Raw genomic sequence first — 18,751 nt, forward strand, 5'->3', positions numbered from 1 at the left:
GCGCAAGGCTTGGCAATCGCGCGGCCTTGTCGCCCGAGTCTCAAGTCCATTGTTACAAGGGGCACAAGGGACACAAGGGTCACAAGGCTGTCAGCGGGGCACGCGTGGCGATCAGGCGGCGCTTGTTGCCATCGGCGAAGCGCACCTCGATCAGCGGATTGGCCTCATTGCCGGAGACCTCTTCGATCACCCCCTCCCCGAAGCTCTCGTGACGCAAGCGCTGACCGACTTCCCAATCACCGACGCGTCGCAGCACCGCCGGCTCGCCGCGTGGAGTGCGATTGCCCTGTCGAGCGCCGCGAGCATAGGTGCCGCCCGAGCTGGACTGGCCTTGCGCAGCCGACTTGCTGGCCGGCTTGCCCGGGGACTTGGCGGCCTTCTTCGGCAGCGCTTCCAGCGTCGGCGGCGTGATGCCGTGACGCGCCAGTGGCAGCCGCGCCAGATAGGCCTCGCCAAGTGCCGGCGCCGCCACACGCAGGCGCTCGTCGCTTCCATCCGTTGACTCGCGGGCGGCCTCATCGCCGTCGTCGGCCTGCAGACGGGCGAGCTTGGCGCGCTTGCCGGCACCGTGAATCCAGTCACCGAGGCGGGTGCAGTCCTCCACGCACAGCTCCGCGAGGAAGCGGCTTGGCGTATGTGTGCCGCCGTCACGCCACAGGTGCAGCTGCTCGCGGGCACGCGTCACGCCGACGTAGCACAGACGACGCTCCTCCTCGAGACGCTCCGGCGACAGCGGATTGTCACGCGAGTAGGCCGGGAAGTCTTCCTCGTTCATGCCCCACAGCCCCACCAGCGGCCACTCCAGCCCCTTGGCCCCGTGCACCGTGGTGATCAGCACGCCGTCGGCGGCGTCCTCGACCGGATTGCGCAGCAGGTTGATGAAGGCGTCGGGGTCATTGGCCAGCTCCCCTGCCTGCTCGATCAGCACATCCAGCAGGCGCACGTCCTCCTCGCCCTTGTCACGCCGGGCCGCGGCGCGGCGCAGCACCTTGTCGGCCTCCAGCTCATCGACCACATGGCGCAGCAGCCGCGCGGGCGCCCAATCGCCCAGCGAGGGCAGATCGCACAACAGCTTCCAGCGCTTGTGCAGGTTGCGGCGTTGCAGCGGCTTGAGCCCCTCGAGAATAGGGTCTTCCTTGCGTGGCCAGCGCTGGCTGTCGGCCAGCTGCTGACACAGGCGTTCGAGGCGCTCGCGCGCGACGAAGGCGGTGGGCTGGGTGAATAGCAGCAGCAGGTGCGCTGGGTCGCGCAGACGCGTGGCATCACGCGCCAGCTCCAGATAGCCGGCCAGCGCCTGCACCAGCGGCAGGCGGAACACGAAGCGATCCCCCTGCCCCAGCCGGAAGGGAATGCCGGCCTTGAGCAGCTGCAACTGCACCGGTACCGACAGCGCCCAGCTGCGCACCAGCACGGCGGCCTCGGCGCCACTGCGACCCGACTCTCGCCAGGCCGTGAGCGCCGCGACCAGACTGGCGGCGCCCTGGCCTTCGAACAAGCGCGTCGCCGGCGTGCCGGGCGCGGCCAGACACAGCTGGTCCGGACGGCGCGCATTGGCAGCGATGGCGTGATTGGCCGCCAGCGCCAGACGATGGCCGTGGCGGAAGGTGTAGCTGAGCGGGAAATCCAGTGGCGCGGCAAAGCTCTCGGCAAAGCGCGTCAGCATGTAGTCAGGCCGAGCGCCACGCCACTCGTAGATGCACTGGTTGGCATCCCCCACGGCCATGACTTCTGCCAAGGCGCCGGAGGCTGCGGGCGACGCTTCGCCGGGCGACGACTCGCCGCCGGACGGTGCGCCCGCCAGCAGCGCCAGCATACGCTGCTGCGCCTCATTGATGTCCTGATATTCATCGATGATGACGTGCTGGAGATGCCCCTGGATGCGCGCGCGGGTCTCGGGCTCCTTCTCCAGCTGGCGCAGCGGCCGGTAGAGCAGATCGGCATAGGTCATCTGGCCGTACTGCTCGAGCAGCTGCTCAAGCTGGGCGAAGGACTCGACGAAGTGGCCGGTGTGCTCGCCGAGGTTCATGCGCTCATACAGCAGCGTCGGCTCGCACATCTCGGCCTTGACCAGATCACAGAACTGGGCGAGCGCTTCGAGGCGCTCGCCCTCGAGCGCTGCCTCACGATCGGCGCGATCGGCATCGCCCAGCGCACGCTGGGCGGCCTGCTTGAGCAGACGCTCCAGCGCCCAGTCCTGCTGGATGAGTTCGCGCGGCTCGAGGCTGCCCCAGCGCACCAGAGTGGTGGTCAGGCGATGGCCGATGGAGTGGAAGGTGCGGATGTCGGGCAGCCGTGTGCCCGGCGGGGCCGACTGCGCCAGCTTGGCGACGAAGTCCTCACGCGCCGAGCGGTTGAACATCAGCACCAGAATCCGCTGCGCCGGAATGCCTTCCGCCAGCAGGCTCAGCACCCGCGCCACCAGCGTGGTGGTCTTGCCGGAGCCCGCCACCGCCGCTACCCGCGCATGCCTCCCACGATGCGCCACCACGGCGCGCTGCTGATCCGTCAGCCGTTGCGTCAGCTGATCGACGGCCAGCGCCAGTGGCGATGCTGCAACATCTGGCCCGGAGGTTGCGGTGCTGTCGGGCTCGATGGGAGGAAGTGGTGACGACATGAAGACCTGCAATGGCTGACGGCGAGAGAAAAGGGGCGAAGCAGAACGCGAGGGGCATACGGAAGAGAGAGCAGAAGGCGGCAGGCTCAAAAAAGGCTCAGACAGGTTCAGACCTCGACCTCATCGGCCGCCAGCTGTCCCAGAATCTGGAAGCGCCCGCCGCTCATGAAGCCAAGTGTCAGGCTGCCGTCGTCCTGCTCATGCGTCTCGGCGCTCTCGAGCAGCCGATAGTAGAGATTGCGGTGCAGCCGCGCGGCAAGCCCGAAGCGCACCGGCACTTCCGGTAGCCACAGGCCGTCCGGCGTCTCGCTCAGCATCAGGCAGGTCTCCCCTTCCAGTCGCACGACATCGCCCTGATCGGTGACCAGCTGCCAGACGTCCGGCTGGGGCTCGGATTGCCCGGACTCTGTCTGCCCGGGCTCTGCCTCTCCAAGCTCAGCCGGCGCAGAATCGCTCTCGACGCGGGAGCAGTCCACCGCCAGGAAGGGGCGATCCTCGACCTGGATGGTGACCTTCTCCGCTGGCGTGACCAGGCAGTAGCTGCCATCGGGCTCGCAGCGCAGGACACGCGACAGCATGTGCACCAGCCGCGCACGGCCGATGGGCGTGCCCTCGTGCATCCAGCGCCCATCAGCACAGATGACGAGGTCCATCTCGCCACAATGCGCCGGGTGCCATTGATCCACCGGCGGCAATGCCTTGCCGCTGGTGGCCTTGTCGCCCAGCTGGGTGAGGATGGCGGCTGGATTCATGACGTTCCCTCCCTGGTGGTCAGATCATGCGGGGTACCACGCTCAATCGATGAGCATACCGCTGCTGGCCAGCGCTTCGCGAACGTTGTCCGGCGCTTCCGGCGCGGCAGCGCGGAACAGGCGATAGAAGTTGGCAGTGGTCTGCATCGCCAGTTCATCGACGGTGATGCCGCGCTCGGCGGCGATGCATTCGGCGACCTCGACCACATTGCCCGGCACATTGGAGGTGCCACGGTACGGCACCGGCGCCAGATAGGGGCTGTCGGTCTCGATCAGCAGGCGGTCCAGCGGGATGGCGCGCGCCAGCTCGCGGACGTGTTCGGCGTTACGGAAGGTGACGATACCGGAGATGGAGACCATGAAGCCGTGGCCCACCGCGACGCGCGCCATGTCGAGATCTTCGGTGAAGCAGTGCAGCACGCCACCGACAGCGGGGTCCGTGTGCTGCTTGATCAACGCCAGGGTGTCTTCGCGCGCCTCACGGGTATGGATGATCACCGGCAGCTCGAGCTCACGCGCGGCGATCAGATGACGCGTGAAGCGCTCGTACTGCAGCTCGCGGCTGACGCTCTCGTAGTGATAGTCGAGGCCGGTCTCGCCGATGGCCACCGCGCCGAAGCGCTCGGCGCACTTCTTGATGTCCTCGACCGTGGGTTCCGGGTCGACCTGGTGCAGCGGATGCACACCGGCGGAAATCACCACATCCTCATGCTGCTGGGCGATGGCCGAGATCTCGGGCACATCGTCGAGCGTGACGGCAATGGCGAGGAACTGGTGCACGTGACGGGCGCGCGCGGCGTCCAGCACGGCCTCGAGGCTGCCGCCGTGCTCTTCCAGTTTCAGACGATCAAGGTGGCAATGCGAATCGACAAACATCCGGAAACTCTCACTACTGATGGCCACGCGCTGCGCGGCGAAAAACGTGCTCGACCGGCGGGCGCCCATGGCACTGCCGGTCGAGATGATGAAGCGACGCTGCGCTCGCGCTACAGCGTATAGGTCGCGTGACCCTTGCCGAGCATGCCGGCCAGGTGGTTCTCGATATGATCACGCACCTGGCGGTCCTCTTCACTGAAGTGGATGCCGATCCCGGCAGTGCGCCGGCCACTGACGCCCTGCGGGGAAATCCATACCACGCGCCCGGTGACCGGAATGCGCTCGGATTCCTCAGGCAGGGTCAGCAGCAGATAGACCTCCTGGCCCATGGTGTAGCGCTCGGTGGTCGGCACGAAGATGCCACCGCGCACGAGGGTCGACATGTAGGCGGCCAACAGGGTCTTCTGATCACGAATGGTCAGCGAGAGCGCCTTCTGGCCTTGCTGTGGAGCGGTATCCATCCTTCACCTCCGGCCGGTCTCCCGGCACATGCAGTCCCGTGACGAGCGTCAGCGCTCACATGAGGGCTCACGCTGCGTATCAATGCGTATTCTTCGGCCATTGCCTGCTGTCATCTGACGCAAGACGAGCAAGCGGCCTGGCTGGCTTCAGTCTAGCCTGCCCGCCTTGCCTCGCGCAGCCTCGTGGCTTTCCACGCGGACCTTTGCTCAGACCCTTCCTCAGCTCTTCGCTCAGACCTTCACTCGGGCCATCACGCCAGAAAAAGCCAGCTGCGCATTCAGGAGCGCAGCAAGGCGGCCCAACGCACCAGCCAGGCTTCCAGCACCAGCTGAGGGTTGGGATTGCCGCCCGCGGCCAGCAGACGGCGCTGCTCGCGGGCGAAATCCAGCAGCTTGAACCAGTCCTGGGTGCGCCCGTTCTTGACCGCCTGTCTCAGCAGCGGCTCGAGACTGGGGTCACGCAGGTCGCTGGCGTTGCCGGACAGGCCCATGCGAATCAGGTCTTCCAGCCAGGCAATACCGTACCACAGCACCTGCGCAAGCGGTTGGCGCTCCAGTCGCCACGCCTCGGCCACCGGCTCACCACCGCGCACCAGCGCATCGAACAGCTCGCGCAAGGCCTGACGCAGCTGGCGCTGCTCCGCCTCGCCAAGACGCACCGCCAGCTGCGGCAGTCCGCCCGCCATGCGCAGCAGGGCCTGAGCATCCTCGCCCAGCTGCTGCGTGAGCCACGGCAGGCTCTCTTCGGCCGGCGGAATCACCAGCGGCCATTGCTGACAGCGCGAGCGGATGGTCGGCAGCACCCGTGACGGCATGTCGCTGAGCAGAATGAACAGCGTATTGGCGCCGGGTTCCTCGAGGCTCTTGAGCAAGGCGTTGGCCGAGGCGATGTTCATCGACTCCGCCGGTTGCAGCCGGATGACGCGGTAGCCGCCCTGCTGGGCCGTCTGGGAGACGAAGCGATTGACCTCACGGATCGGGTCGATGCGGATCATCTTGCCGACATCCTGCGGCGCGACCGCCATCAGATCAGGGTGATGCCCGGCCGCCAGCATATGACAGCCATGACATTCACCACAGGCCGCCGCGCCGGGCTTGCCCTGGGCGGTGCGACACAGCACGCGGGCGATCATCGCATCGGCCAGCTCATGCTTGCCAAGCCCCGATGGCCCGCTGAGCATCACCGCATGCGGCAGGCGACCGTTGTCGTGTACCGCGGTGAAGTGTTGCCACAGCGAATGCTGCCACGGCAGCGGTGAGAAGCTCGAAAGCGTGACACCACTGCTGACGTCTGAAGCACTCATGGCTGCTCATCCGTGGCAGTGTTCGCCTGCCAGGCCGCCACGCGAGCCGCCAGTACCGCCGCGATATCGGCCTGCACGGCCTCGAGCGACTGACCGGCGTCGATGGTGGCAAAGCGCTCGGGGTCGGCATCACGACGCATGTGATAGCCGACACGCACCGCCTCGAAGAACTGCTCGGCTTCCTGCTCGATGCGGTCGGCGCCTTCACCGGTCTCGGCGCGGCGAGCGGCCAGACGGCCACGTGCCGCCTCGACCGGCATGTCCAGCAGCAGGGTCAGGTCCGGCTGCAAGCCTTTCTGCACCAGGGATTCCAGCGCCGAGATATCGGCCAGCGGCAGGTTGCGGCCACCGCCCTGGTAGGCAAAGGTCGCGTCGGTGAAACGATCGCACACCACCCAGGCACCGCGCGCCAGCGCCGGACGAATGGTCGCGGCCAGATGCTGGGCACGCGAGGCGAACATCAACAGCAGTTCGGCATCATCACTCAGCGACTCGGCCGGCGCCGGGTCCAGCAGCAACTGGCGAATGGCTTCCGCTCGCTCGCTGCCACCCGGCTCACGCGTGCGCACGACCTCGAGGCCATGCGCCTCGAGCTCGGCGACCACGAAGGCGACATTGGTGCTCTTGCCGACGCCTTCACCGCCTTCCAGCGTGATGAAGCGACCACCGCGCGAAGCCTGGGTGGCCGCCGCGCTGGCGGCGTGGCGAGAAGACGTCGTGCTTGATGCGCTCGGACGTGAAGACATGATGTTTCCTGATTCAGACAGCAGATGACTCGCGACGAAAGCCCCGTGCAGCATGGCAGACCCTGTTCGCCACACGGGTTTCAGCTCATTCGCCACGCATTACCGATTGAGAATATAACGGCGCACGGCATTGTTGTGCTCGCGCAGCGTGCGCGAGAAGTGATGCTTGCCCTCACCCTTGGCGACGAAGTAGTAGGTATCGCCTTCCTTGGGGTGCACCGCCGCTTCCAGCGCGGCGCGCCCGGGCATCGCGATCGGCGTCGGCGGCAGGCCGGTGATCACGTAGGTATTCCAGGGCGTCGGCTTGCGCAGATCGGCACGCGACAGCGAACCATCATAGTCCTTGCCCAGGCCATAGATGACGGTCGGGTCGGTCTGCAGGCGCATGCCACGCTCCATGCGACGCTTGAAGACGCCGGCGATCTCGTCGCGCTCTTCCGGCGCGCCGGTCTCGCGCTCGATCAGTGACGCCATGATCAGCGCCTCGTAGGCGCTGGTGATCGGCAGGTCGTCGTCACGCCCGGCCCAGACTTCCTCCAGCGTCTTGCTCATGCGGCTATAGGCCTGCTTGTAGAGCGAGAGGTCGCTGACGCCCTTGTGATAGCGGTAGGTGTCCGGGAAGAAGCGCCCTTCCGGCTTCTCGCCCTCGGCACCGACGGCCGCCATCAACTCTTCATCGCTCATGTCGCGAGTCGTGTGCTCAAGCTTGGGCGAGGCATCCATGGCAGTGCGCATCTGGGCGAAGGTCCAGCCCTCCGGCACGGTCAAGGTATAGCTGACCACATCGTCACTGGACAGCAGCGCCACCAGTTCACGACCGTTCAAGCCCGGCGTGAGACGGAATTCACCGGCGCGCAGGCCATTGACGGCCTCAGGCTCGAGGCGCGACCACACCTTGTACGGCCAGCTCGCCTCGATGATGCCCTGTGACTCGAGCTCGCTCACCACCCTGGTCAGACTGGCGCCCTTGGGCACCTCGAACAGCTGTTCCTTCTCGATCGCCAACGGTGACAGCAACTGCGCCTGCCAATAACGAAAGCCCACCACACCCGCAGCCACGGCCAGCACTACCAGCATCAGGAGGATCTTGAACACTCGCATAATCAGGTTTCCAGTCTTCATGGCGAAGGCGACGACCGCACAGGCATGCCTGCTGACGCTCGTCGTCTTCCGTCAGTTCGCGGGCTCGCCCAGCAAGCGCGCGACAGTGTGATTCAACTCGTCCAGCGCCGGATGCGCCTCACCCTTCCACTCAGCCAGAATCGCGCCATCGGGCTTGAGCAGGGTGCGCAGCGGCCAGACGCCCTGCACGGAATTCATGACGACGACCTGCTCGGCCCACGCGAGTGACTCAAGCCCCTCACGCACTCGCTCGAACGCCATCTCGGCCTCAAGCGCCATCTCGGCCTCAAGCGCCGCCAGCAGCGTGCCCTCGACCCCGGCACGATCAAGACACGGCGTGAACCAGCGCCCGTCACGATACCAGGCCAGATTCATGCTGGTGGCCTCGATCAGCTCGCCCTGCGCATTGAGCAACAGGCCCTCGCTGATGGCCGTGTCGCTCCACTCGCGGCGCGCCAGCACGTTCTCGAGCCGATTGAGGTGCTTGAGCCCCGCCAGTGCCGGTTGCTCGGCCACACGTAACTCACAGACCCGCGCCGTGATGCCACGCCGCGCCTGCTGATTGACCGCAAAAGGCGTCGCGCGTGCCCGCAAGCGCGTCTCCGGTGACTCAGGTGCCCTGTAGCCCCGCCCGCCGGAGCCGCCGGTGACGATCAGCTTGAGCACTTCAAGCCCCTCGCCCTGGCAGACCGCCAGACAGCCCGCCAGCTCAGCTGACGAAGGCGCCGCAATTCCCAGACGCTGACAACCGCGCGTCAGGCGCGCCTCGTGCCAGGACCACAGCTGCGGCTGGCCCTCACGCACCAGAATCGTCTCGAACACGCCCTCGCCATAGGCGAGGCCACGGTCATCACTGGGCAGATCGGCGGCGAGCGCCGCAAGAGCACGCTTGTCGTCAGCGCTCCTTTCATCAGAGGCCCGGCCATCTGAGCTCTTGCTGCCAGAGGCATCAGTCGTCATCGATACAGCCCTCCAGAGAACGGTTGCGGACACGACACGCAAAGCAGGTGACGCCCCACAGACAAACGCGCCCCCGGATGGGAGCGCGTCTGAGGAGAGAGAACACGAAAGCGTGTGATCAGTCCTTGAGCTTGCCGAACACCAGCGAGCCGTTGGTGCCACCGAAGCCGAACGAGTTGGACAGGGTGTACTCGATCTTCATGTCACGTGCGACGTTCGGCACGTAATCGAGATTGCAGCCCTCGGCCGGGTTGTCCAGGTTGATGGTCGGCGGCGCGATCTGGTCACGCATCGCCAGCACGCAGAACACGGCCTCGACCGCACCGGCAGCGCCCAGCAGGTGACCGATCATCGATTTGGTGGAGCTGACCGCCACATCACGTGCCGCGTCACCCAGCACCGACTCGACGGCGAGGCTTTCGGCCTTGTCGCCGGCATTGGTGGAGGTGCCGTGGGCATTGATGTAGTCGATCTGGCTCGGCTCGAGCTTGGCGTCACGGATGGCGTTGCGCATCGCGGCGGCCGCACCACGGCCGTCTTCGGGCGGCGCCGTCATGTGGTGAGCGTCGTCGGACATGCCGAACCCGAGCACCTCGGCGTAGATGGTCGCGCCACGCGCCTTGGCGTGCTCGTACTCTTCCAGCACGACGACACCGGCGCCGTCGGACAGCACGAAGCCATCGCGGTCGCGGTCCCACGGACGGCTGGCCGCCTGCGGATCATCGTTGCGGGTCGACAGCGCACGCGCTGCGGAGAAGCCACCCAGGCCCAGCGGCGTGGTCGCCATCTCGGCACCACCGGCCACCATCACGTCGGCATCGCCATAGGCGATGGTACGTGCGCTGTAACCGATGTTGTGCGTCCCGGTGGTACAGGCGGTGGTGATCGCGATGTTCGGACCACGATAACCGAACTGGATCGCCAGATTGCCGGAGATCATGTTGATGATGGAGCCCGGCACGAAGAACGGCGAGATGCGACGTGCACCGCCCTTCTCCAGCGCCTTGTGGTTGTGCTCGATCATCGGCAGGCCGCCGATACCGGAACCGATGGCGACACCGATGCGCTCGGCGTTGTCTTCGGTGCATTCAATGCCGGAGTCGGTGATGGCCTGGTGGGCCGCCGCAATACCGTATTGGATGAAGAGGTCCATCTTGCGGGCCTCTTTCGGGTTCAGGTACTGACCCACATCGAAGTCCTTGATGGAGCCACCGAAACGGGTATTGAAACCGCTGACATCGAAATGCTCGATGGCCGCGATGCCACTCTTGCCCGCCTTGATGTTGCTCCAGCTTTCCTCGACGGTATTCCCGACCGGGGTTACCAGGCCAAGACCTGTTACCACTACCCTTCTGCGAGGCATCGTGTCTCCTCCAAAACTATCGAATTGGCACGCCAGGGCCATGGACGCCCGGACGGTAATTGAGCGCATTATACAGAAACCTGGCCATGCGTGGGCAGTCGGTTTTCAAGCGCTTTTCTGGCCACTTTCACGAAGGAATTCCGACACTTGCCACAAGGGGACATTTGTCACGAAGCCCGCCGCCTACCACCAGGCAATGCGCGCCCTGTCGGCGCGGCATTGCGCAGCACATCCCTGAACGACAAGAGCCGCACTGAGGAACAGTGCGGCTCTTGAACGTACAGACAATTGCATCACGACCATGAGCAACAGGTTGCTCCGTGATCGCTTCAACACACCTTACTGGTGGTTGACGATGTAATCGATAGCTTCCTGCACGGTGGTGATCTTCTCTGCTTCTTCGTCAGGAATTTCAGTATCGAATTCCTCTTCAAGAGCCATCACCAGCTCGACGGTGTCCAGGGAATCGGCGCCCAGGTCTTCAGTGAAAGAGGAAGAGTTCTGGATTTCTTCTTCTTTGGCGTTCAGGCGCTCAGCCACAACCTTCTTGACGCGTTCTTCAATGGTGCTCATTTAACAATCACTCCTAGTGGTACGGAATCCGCAGCTCGAAAAAGCTGGGCGTAGTTTATAGGCCACCCCAAAAGGACGCAACCACGTCCCTGCGTGGGGTTCAGCGCATGTTCATGCCACCGTTCACCTGCAACGTCTCACCGGTAATGTAGCCTGCTGCATCACTGGTCAGGAAGCCGACTGCCGCAGCAATCTCTTCCGGCTGGCCAAGGCGCGCCAGCGGGATGTTGCCGAGCAACGCTTCGTGCTGCGCTTCCGGCAATGCTTCAGTCATGTCAGTAGCAATGAAGCCCGGCGCCACTGAGTTGACGGTAATATTGCGTGACGCGACTTCGCGCGCCAGCGAGCGGGCAAAGCCTTCCATGCCTGCCTTGGCGGCAGCATAGTTGACCTGACCGAGGTTGCCCATGGTCGCGACCACGGACGAGATGTTGACGATGCGGCCGAAGCGCGCCTTGGTCATGCCGCGCAGACAGCTCTTGCTGACACGGAAGACCGACTTGAGATTGGTGTCGAGCACCGCGTCCCAATCGTCTTCCTTCAAGCGCATCAACAGGTTGTCACGCGTGATGCCGGCATTGTTGACCAGGATGGTCGGGGCGCCGAAACGCTCGCCGATTTCCTTGAGCACGGCGTCGACGCTGGCCTGATCGGTGACGTTGAGCAGCATGCCCGCGCCTTCGATACCGTGCGCCTCGAGGTCAGCGCCGATGGCCGCTGCCCCTTTCTCGCTGGTGGCAGTACCGATCACGATACGGCCCTGACGGCCGAGTTCACGGGAGATGGCTTGGCCGATGCCACGACTGGCACCGGTCACCAGTGCGATTCTGCGTTCGCTCGTCATCTTGAGTCCTGAGTTGGCTGATCCAAGTCACATGGCCGGCCAGATGGGCCAGCCACGAGCTTACTGATTCTGTTCGGCAGCGGTCTCGCGGGCAAGTTCCAGCGCCGCTTCCAGGCTATCCGGATCATTCACGGCCAGGCCACGTGCCTGACGCTGAATGCGCTTGCCAAGGCCGGTCAACACCTTGCCCGGGCCGCATTCGATGAAGCTGCGTGCGCCACTGTCGAACATGGCATTGACGCAATCGGTCCAGCGCACCGGCTGATAGAGCTGCTCGATCAGACGCTGACGCAGTGTCTCGATATCGTCATGGGCCTTGGCATCCACATTCTGGATGACGGTGTAGCGCGGCGCACGGAAATCGATGGCATTCATCGCCTCGGCCAGCTTGTCGGCCGCCGGACGCATCAGATCACAATGCGACGGTACCGACACCGGCAGCGGCATGGCGCGCTTGGCACCCGCCTCCTGACATGCCGCGATGGCACGCTCGACGGCAGCGGTGCCACCGGCGATGACGACCTGTCCCGGCGCATTGTAGTTGACTGCCGCGACCACTTCACCCTGTGCCGCACTGGCACAGGCGGCTTCGACCTGGGCATTCTCGAGACCGAGAATGGCCGCCATCGCGCCCTGGCCCTGCGGCACGGCAGTCTGCATGGCTTCGCCGCGCAGATTGACCAGCTTGACGCCCTCGGCGAAACCGATCACGCCAGCGCAGACCATGGCGCTGTATTCACCCAAGGAGTGACCGGCCATGCGCGCCGGGCGCGGGCCTTCCAGCTCCTGCCAGACGCGCCAGATGGCGACACTGGCGGTCAGAAGCGCCGGCTGGGTCAGCTCGGTACGATTGAGCTCCTCCGCCGGGCCTTCCTGTGTCAGGTGCCAGAGATCGCGCCCCAGCGCGTCAGAGGCTTCCTCGAAGGTAGTGCGGACCACGCTATAGCGCTCCGCCAGCTCCCGCAGCATGCCGACCTGCTGGGAGCCCTGTCCCGGGAAGATGAGGGCCAGGGAATCTGTCATTGCTGTCACCATTTCCATCTGTTCAGGTGGGACTGACACGGGTCAAGAAACCCGATTTCCACTGGCTCGCAAGCGAGACGACCACTGTCGTGTCTCACGCTTCTGCCAGGGGAAAGCCTGCTTCCTGTCATTTACGTCATGCTGCCGTCCTGCGGGGCTTCCTGTGGGGCTTCCTGTGGGAGCTGCCTACCCCTGATTCCCGTCCGCCTTCACCGCCCGGCCGCGAAGCGCTGGCATTGTCGCACCGTGTGCGCCGAAGCTCGACCCCAACAGGAACAAATCAGACCAATTTACTCATTCAGCGTGAGTATGTGCCTTCCAGGGCCTGCGCCAGGCGCGAGGGCAACTGCTCGCGAGCCTCGCTGGCCGCGCGCGTGACGGCAAAGGCAAAGCCTTCCGCCGCCGCGCCGCCGTGGCTCTTCACCACCACGCTCGCCAGGCCCAGCAGGCTGGCGCCGTTGTAGCGCACCGGGTCCAGTTCACGCGAGAGTCGCGTCAGCGCCGGGCGCGCCAGCCAGGCCATCAGGCGCGTGCGCCAGCTGGCCGCCAGGGTCGCCCCCAGCTGTGCCGACAGCATCTGCGCAAGCCCTTCACTGCTCTTGAGCACGACATTGCCGACGAAGCCGTCACAGACCACCACATCTACCTTGCCGGAGAAGAGGTCGCCGCCCTCGACAAAGCCAAGGTAGTCGAAATCCGACTCGCTGCCAGCCAACAGGGCGTGCGCTTCCTGCACCTGTGCAGTCCCCTTGACCGACTCGACCCCCACGTTGAGCAGCCCCACTCGTGGACGCTCGACCGCGTCGATGAGGCGACTGCGCATCGCGCCCATACGGGCGAACGCCAGCAGATGGTGCGGTGCGACATCGACGTTGGCGCCGAGATCCAGCAGGCTGCAGGCGCGCGCGCCGCGCGTGGGCACCGCGGCACAGATGGCAGGTCGCTCCACCCCTTTCACTCTTCCCACTTCGCGCATGCCCAGCGCCATCAAGGCGCCGGTATTGCCGGCACTGACACAGGCATCCGCCTGACCCTTCGCCACCAGGCCCAGGGCCTGAGACATGCTGCTGGGCTCGCGGCTGCGCAGGACGCGGGACGGGCGAGCATCAGACGCGACAATGCCGTCGACAGCGAGTGTCTGAAGGCGATCACGAACACGAGAGAGTGAAGCAGGGAGGGAGTCTAACTCGGCATCCAGTAGATGCTGCGGGCCGACCAGGATGGCGCTGAGTTGCGAGTCTCGCAACAGCGCACTGGCCGTGCCCCGTAACGTAGCGCGGGGACCGAAGTCCCCGCCCATCGTATCGATGGCGATACGCACGGCGTTACGCCGCGCGCTGCATCAATGCCTTATGCATCAACGACTTTGCGGCCACGGTAGAAACCGTCGGCAGAGACGTGGTGACGCAGGTGAACTGTACCGGTTTCCTTGTCCTGGGACAGGGTCGGTGCAGTCAGGGCATCGTGGCTACGACGCATGCCACGCTTGGAACGAGTTTTGCGGTTCTGCTGAACTGCCATGGGAATTACTCCAATCTTGTCGACAAATTGAGTTCAGTGCTTGTCCTTCAGGGTGCGAAGCACACTGAATGGATTCACAGCGGGTGCGTCCGAGGCCTCGGGTTCCACACCGCTGGCCAGCTGGTCGCGAGAGACGGCACAATCGGCCTCCTCGTGGTAGACCACCTGCGGCAGGACCAGGAGCACTTCATCCTCGATCACTGTCAGGAGATCCAGCTGTTCGTTTTCCACCACTACCGGCTCGTACTCACCGGGCAGCTGCGCCGCCAGCGCATCGCTGGTCACCAGACCCAACAGGAACTCGCTGGAAAGCGGCTCCGGCTCGGTGGGTCCCAGACAACGCTGACATAGCAGACTTGCCTCGAAGGCGATGGAGCCTTCGATGAAGCTGCGACGTTGAGTGTCGATGTCAAAGGTCATGGAGACGCTGACGTCCCCTTCCTGAGCACCGATGGCCTCAACAACACGGGGCATGTTCGCCAGTGGAATCACGCCTTCAAGGCGTTTACCCGCTGACGCCAGCCGGTAGGGCTCGACCTTGGTCGGCAGTCTTGTGGTCAACATAGGCGCGCCATAATAGGGATTCCCCCTCCCGGTGTCAAAATGCATGAGCAACTTGTTGCTTTTGCCAGCCCCCTCACCATCACGCTTTCACGTCGATATGCGACAACTGACACTGGGCTACACGTCCAGCGCGCGATTGTACGCGCCTGACGCTTCAATGCCGAGAGGATTTACGGCATCCTGCAGCCCTTGTTTTTCAAATACTTGCCGCGCGCCGCCCAGCCAATGCCCGCAACGCGCCCCGACGGGAGAGCCATGATGACTCCACTGGTCCTGGCGTCCAGCTCACGCTGGCGTCGTGAACTGCTTGAACGCCTCGGGCTGCCCTTCACCTGGACAGCCCCCAGTATCGATGAGACGCCGCGGCGCGCAGAAAGTGCCGAGACACTGGTCCATCGTCTGGCACTCGGCAAGGCCAACGTCGTGGCGGATGCCTACTCCCACCACCTGATCATCGGCAGCGATCAGGTCGCCGTCTTCGAGGGCGAGATACTGGGCAAGCCGGCGGATCTGTCAGCCGCACGCGCCCAGCTGGCGCGCTTCTCCGGGCGTCGCGTGCGCTTCGTGACCGGCCTGGCGCTGATCGACACCCAATCCGCGCGTCACTGGGTCTGCCATGAAGACTACGAGGTCGTCTTCCGCTCCCTGACCAGCGCCGAGATCGAACGCTACGTCGAGCGTGAACGCCCCCTCGACAGCGCCGGCAGTTTCCGCATGGAAGGACTGGGCATCACGCTCTTCGAGCGTCTCGAGGGGCGTGATCCCAACAGCCTGATCGGCCTGCCGCTGATTCGCCTGTGCGAACTGCTGCGCGAGGCAGGCGTCGACCCTCTGCTGGATGCGCCGTGATTCTGAGAGACACCTTAACCCTGAGAGGCACCGCGCCCCCGAGAGACACCGCAGCCCTGAGCGACGAGGGCTGCGGCCCTGGCTCGCCTACCAGGGCAGGCGGTAGCTGACCGGCGACACCGTCGTCTCGAGCCCCATCGCACTGACCATCACACCGGCGAAGCGCCGCGTGAAGCGCTCGAAGGGGTCCTGACGCGGCGTGTAATCGTGCAGCTCCGCCTCTGGCGTCAGCTCCGCCGCCAGCTCTTCCAGCGTGCCGGTACGATCGACCAGCCCCAGCCCCCGCGCCTGCTCGCCGGTCCAGATCAGCCCCGAGAACAGCTCGGGATCGTCCTTGAGGCGCTCACCGCGCCCAGCCTTGACCGCCGCGATGAACTGCTGGTGCGTCGTGGCCAGCACGCTCTGCCAGAAGGCACGCTGGTCCGGCGAGATTTCCGAGAACGGATCAAGAAACGCCTTGTTGTCTCCCGCCGTGAACACGCGACGCTCGATATCCAGCTTTTCCATCGGCCCCTTGAGCCCGAAGCTTGAGGAAATCACGCCGATGGAGCCCACCAGGCTCGAGGGTGCCGCGATGATCTCGCCGGCGCCGGCCGCCATGTAATAGGCACCACTGGCGCCCAGGTCTTCAATCACCGCGATCACCGGCTTGTCGCCCCGCTCGCGCAGCCGCATCAGCTCGTCATAGACGCGCTGGGACTGCACCGGGCTGCCACCGGGCGAGTTGATATCGAGCACCACCGCCACGGAGGCCGGTGACTCCCAGGCCGCGCGCAGCCCCTTGATGATGCGCTCGGCATTGGCTTCGCCATCCGCTTCGATCACGCCCTTCACGCGCACCACGCCCAGATGCTGCTCGCCGGGCAGCGCCGCTGGCTGGCTGCCGAGCGTGAACAGAGTCACCGAGGTCGCGATCGAGGCGATGAACAGCAACGCGAACAGGAAGCGGAAGAACAGCTTCCAGCGCCGCGAACGACGCTGCTCGGTGACCACGCCCTGCACCCAGCGGTCCATCATCTCGAGCTGCGCGGTACGCTCGCGCGCCTGCCAGTCCACCTCACGGTCGGAGGCGTCAGCCGCGCCCTGTCCACTCATGCCCTGCTCACTCATGCCCGGCCCGCTCAAGCCCGCTTCGCTCTCGTCCTTGCCACCCGCGCCTTCACGCCAGGGATCCTGCGGCCTGTCACTCATCGATTGCTGCTCCTGTGCTGGGCGATCGCGGCCGTTACCTGGCCACGTACAGCCAATCCATCAATTCATCGAAATGCGAGACGATGCGCTGCGGCGCACAGGCCTCAAGACGCGGCACACTGTGTACGCCGTAGTCGACACCGACACTGTGCATGCCCAGGGCACGCGCCATCTCCAGATCATATTCGGTATCGCCGACCATCAGCGCCTCATGCGCCTCAACGTTCAGCTCGGCCAGCAACTCCTCGAGCATGCGAGGGTGCGGCTTGGACAGCGTCAGGTCCGCAGTGCGCGAGGCATGGAACCAGTCACCGCAATCATGGGCCGTGAACATGCGATCCAGCCCGCGGCGGCTCTTGCCCGTCGCGACGGCCAGCAGCTGCTCGGGATGGCGACGCAGACGCTGGATGCCGGCCTCGACACCGGGGAAGAAGTCCAGCGGCGTGGTATCGACCGCCACGAAATGCGCCTTGTAGGCCGCGACCAGCGCCTCGCACTGCTCGGCCGTCGCCCCCGGGAACAGGCGCTCCATGGCTTCGGGCAGCCCGAGTCCGATGATGTCGCGCGCCGCATGGGCAGGCAGCTCGCCCATGCCCGTCGCCAACGAGGCCGCCTGCAGGCAGTCGACGATACGCGCCTCGGAATCCATCAGGGTGCCATCCCAGTCGAAGATGACCAGGCGATAGCGCGGTTGTGGCAGTCCTGCAGTGAGATCAGTCATGACGAGCTCCCAGCTCTCTGGCAGTGGCGAGAACGCGCTTCATCCGCTTGTCCAGCGGCGCGCGCACGGTGACGGTTCGCCCGTCGATCGGATCAGGAAAGCTGAGCTGGGCGGCATGCAGGAACAGGCGTTCCAGCCCGACCTTCTTCGCCAGGGCATTGCCGCGCTCGGTACCGTACTTGGTATCGCCGAGCAGCGGGTGCCCGGCATGCACCGAGTGCACGCGGATCTGGTGGGTACGCCCGGTGATCGGCTCGGCCTCGACCAGCGTCATGCTCGGATAGGCCTCACGCACCGCGTAGCGGGTGCTGGCCGTCTTGCCGGCCTCATCGACGCGCACCCGCCGCTCACCATTGCCACCGTCATAGCGCTCCAGCGGTGCATTGACGTAATCGCGACGTGAATCCCAGCGCCCCTCGACCAGCGCCAGATACAGCTTGGTCATCTTGTGGGCCTTGAGGTCGGCATTGAGCTGCAACAGCGCAGCCCGCGACTTGGCCAGCAGAATGCAGCCGGAGGTATCACGGTCCAGGCGATGCACCAGCTCCAGGAACGGCAGGTCGGCGCGAATCTGGCGCATGGCCTCGATCAAGCCGATCTTGACGCCGCTGCCGCCGTGCACGGCAAGCCCCGAGGGCTTGTTGATGACCATGAAGTCATCCGTCTCGCGCACGATGCAGCCCGCCAGTACCTCGCGCAGGTTGTCACTGACTTCCTGCACGGCGGCTTCCGGCGAGAGGCGCAGCGGCGGCACCCGCACCAGATCACCCGCCTGCAGGCGGTAATCGACCTTGATACGCTTCTTGTTCACGCGCACTTCACCCTTGCGCACGATGCGATAGATCAACGCCTTGGGTGCGCCCTTGAGGCGGGTACGCAGAAAGTTGTCGATGCGCTGCCCGGCCAATTCCGGGGCAACCTCGATCCACTGGACTGATTGGCCTTCGGCCATGTCGCACTCCTTTCCGGCCCCGCCTTCGCGCGGCCTGCTCATCTTGTTGCCGTGCGCCTGGGCGCACTCAGACCGGTCATTCTACGGTGTCATGCGACCAATGGGGAATCATCGTGCCATATGCCGCTCTCATTCGCGGCTCGCCGGGCCTCGTATCTCGGACGATGTAGCGAAGCGTTTGATCTGGCAGCTGAATTGCTGGTACATACCTTTACTGGTATATTCGAGCGCAGTGAGATGGGCCTTCTCTATATGCCCGATCATCGTCTCCGCAGCCCTGTCACAGCGGCCGGAAAAACGGCGCACCCGGCACTT

At 65.0% G+C, this 18,751-nt stretch carries 19 protein-coding genes; 1 reads left to right on the top strand and 18 read right to left on the bottom strand.

What is annotated here, in order from left to right; all coding sequences use genetic code 11:
- Nucleotides 1–79 precede the first annotated feature (79 nt).
- From QD208_RS07140 to QD208_RS07210, 15 genes are all read right to left on the bottom strand, one after another.
- Nucleotides 80–2,614, bottom strand: a complete 2,535-nt coding sequence (locus QD208_RS07140) for an ATP-dependent helicase (RefSeq protein ID WP_279836360.1) — start codon at nt 2,612–2,614, stop codon at nt 80–82.
- Nucleotides 2,615–2,721: 107 nt separating this feature from the next.
- Nucleotides 2,722–3,366: a DUF1285 domain-containing protein gene (locus QD208_RS07145; RefSeq protein ID WP_279836362.1), complete on the bottom strand. Its 645-nt coding sequence runs from the start codon at nt 3,364–3,366 to the stop codon at nt 2,722–2,724.
- A gap of 42 nt (nt 3,367–3,408) precedes the next feature.
- Nucleotides 3,409–4,242 (bottom strand): TatD family hydrolase, encoded by an 834-nt coding sequence (locus QD208_RS07150; protein WP_213113335.1) that lies wholly within the window; start codon nt 4,240–4,242, stop codon nt 3,409–3,411.
- A gap of 110 nt (nt 4,243–4,352) precedes the next feature.
- A complete protein-coding gene (locus tag QD208_RS07155; RefSeq protein ID WP_043331891.1) occupies nt 4,353–4,703 on the bottom strand; it encodes a PilZ domain-containing protein in 351 nt (116 codons plus the stop codon).
- Nucleotides 4,704–4,981: 278 nt separating this feature from the next.
- The gene (locus tag QD208_RS07160; protein ID WP_054555003.1) at nt 4,982–6,007 is read right to left on the bottom strand and encodes a DNA polymerase III subunit delta'; all 1,026 of its coding nucleotides are present in this window, start codon (nt 6,005–6,007) and stop codon (nt 4,982–4,984) included.
- Complete coding sequence (gene tmk / locus QD208_RS07165) at nt 6,004–6,753, bottom strand: dTMP kinase (protein WP_279836366.1); 750 nt, start codon at nt 6,751–6,753, stop codon at nt 6,004–6,006. Before tmk ends, QD208_RS07160 begins: the two co-directional genes overlap by 4 nt.
- 99 nt (nt 6,754–6,852) lie before the next feature.
- Entirely contained in the window at nt 6,853–7,854 is a 1,002-nt protein-coding gene (mltG, locus tag QD208_RS07170; protein ID WP_199852376.1) for an endolytic transglycosylase MltG, read from the bottom strand.
- Nucleotides 7,855–7,926: 72 nt separating this feature from the next.
- Nucleotides 7,927–8,835, bottom strand: coding sequence for an aminodeoxychorismate lyase (pabC, locus tag QD208_RS07175; RefSeq protein ID WP_279836367.1), 909 nt, complete (start codon nt 8,833–8,835; stop codon nt 7,927–7,929).
- A gap of 118 nt (nt 8,836–8,953) precedes the next feature.
- The gene (gene fabF / locus QD208_RS07180; RefSeq protein WP_043331892.1) at nt 8,954–10,198 is read right to left on the bottom strand and encodes a beta-ketoacyl-ACP synthase II; all 1,245 of its coding nucleotides are present in this window, start codon (nt 10,196–10,198) and stop codon (nt 8,954–8,956) included.
- A gap of 339 nt (nt 10,199–10,537) precedes the next feature.
- The gene (acpP, locus tag QD208_RS07185; RefSeq protein WP_024950601.1) at nt 10,538–10,771 is read right to left on the bottom strand and encodes an acyl carrier protein; all 234 of its coding nucleotides are present in this window, start codon (nt 10,769–10,771) and stop codon (nt 10,538–10,540) included.
- 100 nt (nt 10,772–10,871) lie between these two features.
- Nucleotides 10,872–11,615 (bottom strand): 3-oxoacyl-ACP reductase FabG, encoded by a 744-nt coding sequence (fabG, locus tag QD208_RS07190; protein ID WP_043331893.1) that lies wholly within the window; start codon nt 11,613–11,615, stop codon nt 10,872–10,874.
- A gap of 60 nt (nt 11,616–11,675) precedes the next feature.
- The gene (gene fabD, locus QD208_RS07195) at nt 11,676–12,638 is read right to left on the bottom strand and encodes an ACP S-malonyltransferase (RefSeq protein ID WP_279836368.1); all 963 of its coding nucleotides are present in this window, start codon (nt 12,636–12,638) and stop codon (nt 11,676–11,678) included.
- A 298-nt stretch (nt 12,639–12,936) separates the two neighbouring features.
- Nucleotides 12,937–13,959 carry a phosphate acyltransferase PlsX gene (plsX, locus tag QD208_RS07200; RefSeq protein ID WP_082388113.1) on the bottom strand — a complete coding sequence of 341 codons (1,023 nt, stop codon included), beginning with the start codon at nt 13,957–13,959 and terminating at the stop codon, nt 12,937–12,939.
- A gap of 29 nt (nt 13,960–13,988) precedes the next feature.
- Complete coding sequence (rpmF, locus tag QD208_RS07205) at nt 13,989–14,159, bottom strand: 50S ribosomal protein L32 (protein WP_065392644.1); 171 nt, start codon at nt 14,157–14,159, stop codon at nt 13,989–13,991.
- Nucleotides 14,160–14,192: 33 nt separating this feature from the next.
- The gene (locus QD208_RS07210) at nt 14,193–14,723 is read right to left on the bottom strand and encodes a YceD family protein (protein ID WP_107335333.1); all 531 of its coding nucleotides are present in this window, start codon (nt 14,721–14,723) and stop codon (nt 14,193–14,195) included.
- Nucleotides 14,724–14,981: 258 nt separating this feature from the next.
- Between QD208_RS07210 and QD208_RS07215 the strand changes: the two genes are divergently transcribed.
- On the top strand, nt 14,982–15,572 hold the full coding sequence (locus QD208_RS07215) for a nucleoside triphosphate pyrophosphatase (RefSeq protein ID WP_153635258.1): 591 nt from the start codon (nt 14,982–14,984) through the stop codon (nt 15,570–15,572).
- Nucleotides 15,573–15,659: 87 nt separating this feature from the next.
- On the opposite strand, the gene QD208_RS07220 is transcribed toward QD208_RS07215, so the two are convergent.
- The 3 genes from QD208_RS07220 to QD208_RS07230 are packed head-to-tail and all read right to left on the bottom strand — an operon-like array spanning nt 15,660 to nt 18,436.
- A complete protein-coding gene (locus QD208_RS07220) occupies nt 15,660–16,763 on the bottom strand; it encodes a S49 family peptidase (protein ID WP_279836369.1) in 1,104 nt (367 codons plus the stop codon).
- A gap of 34 nt (nt 16,764–16,797) precedes the next feature.
- Nucleotides 16,798–17,484: an HAD-IA family hydrolase gene (locus QD208_RS07225; RefSeq protein WP_054555006.1), complete on the bottom strand. Its 687-nt coding sequence runs from the start codon at nt 17,482–17,484 to the stop codon at nt 16,798–16,800.
- Entirely contained in the window at nt 17,477–18,436 is a 960-nt protein-coding gene (locus QD208_RS07230) for an RluA family pseudouridine synthase (protein ID WP_054555007.1), read from the bottom strand. Before QD208_RS07230 ends, QD208_RS07225 begins: the two co-directional genes overlap by 8 nt.
- Between the last annotated feature and the right edge of the window lie 315 nt (nt 18,437–18,751).

The sequence above is a fragment of the Cobetia sp. 29-18-1 genome, assembly GCF_029846405.1.
GTDB lineage: Bacteria > Pseudomonadota > Gammaproteobacteria > Pseudomonadales > Halomonadaceae > Cobetia > Cobetia amphilecti.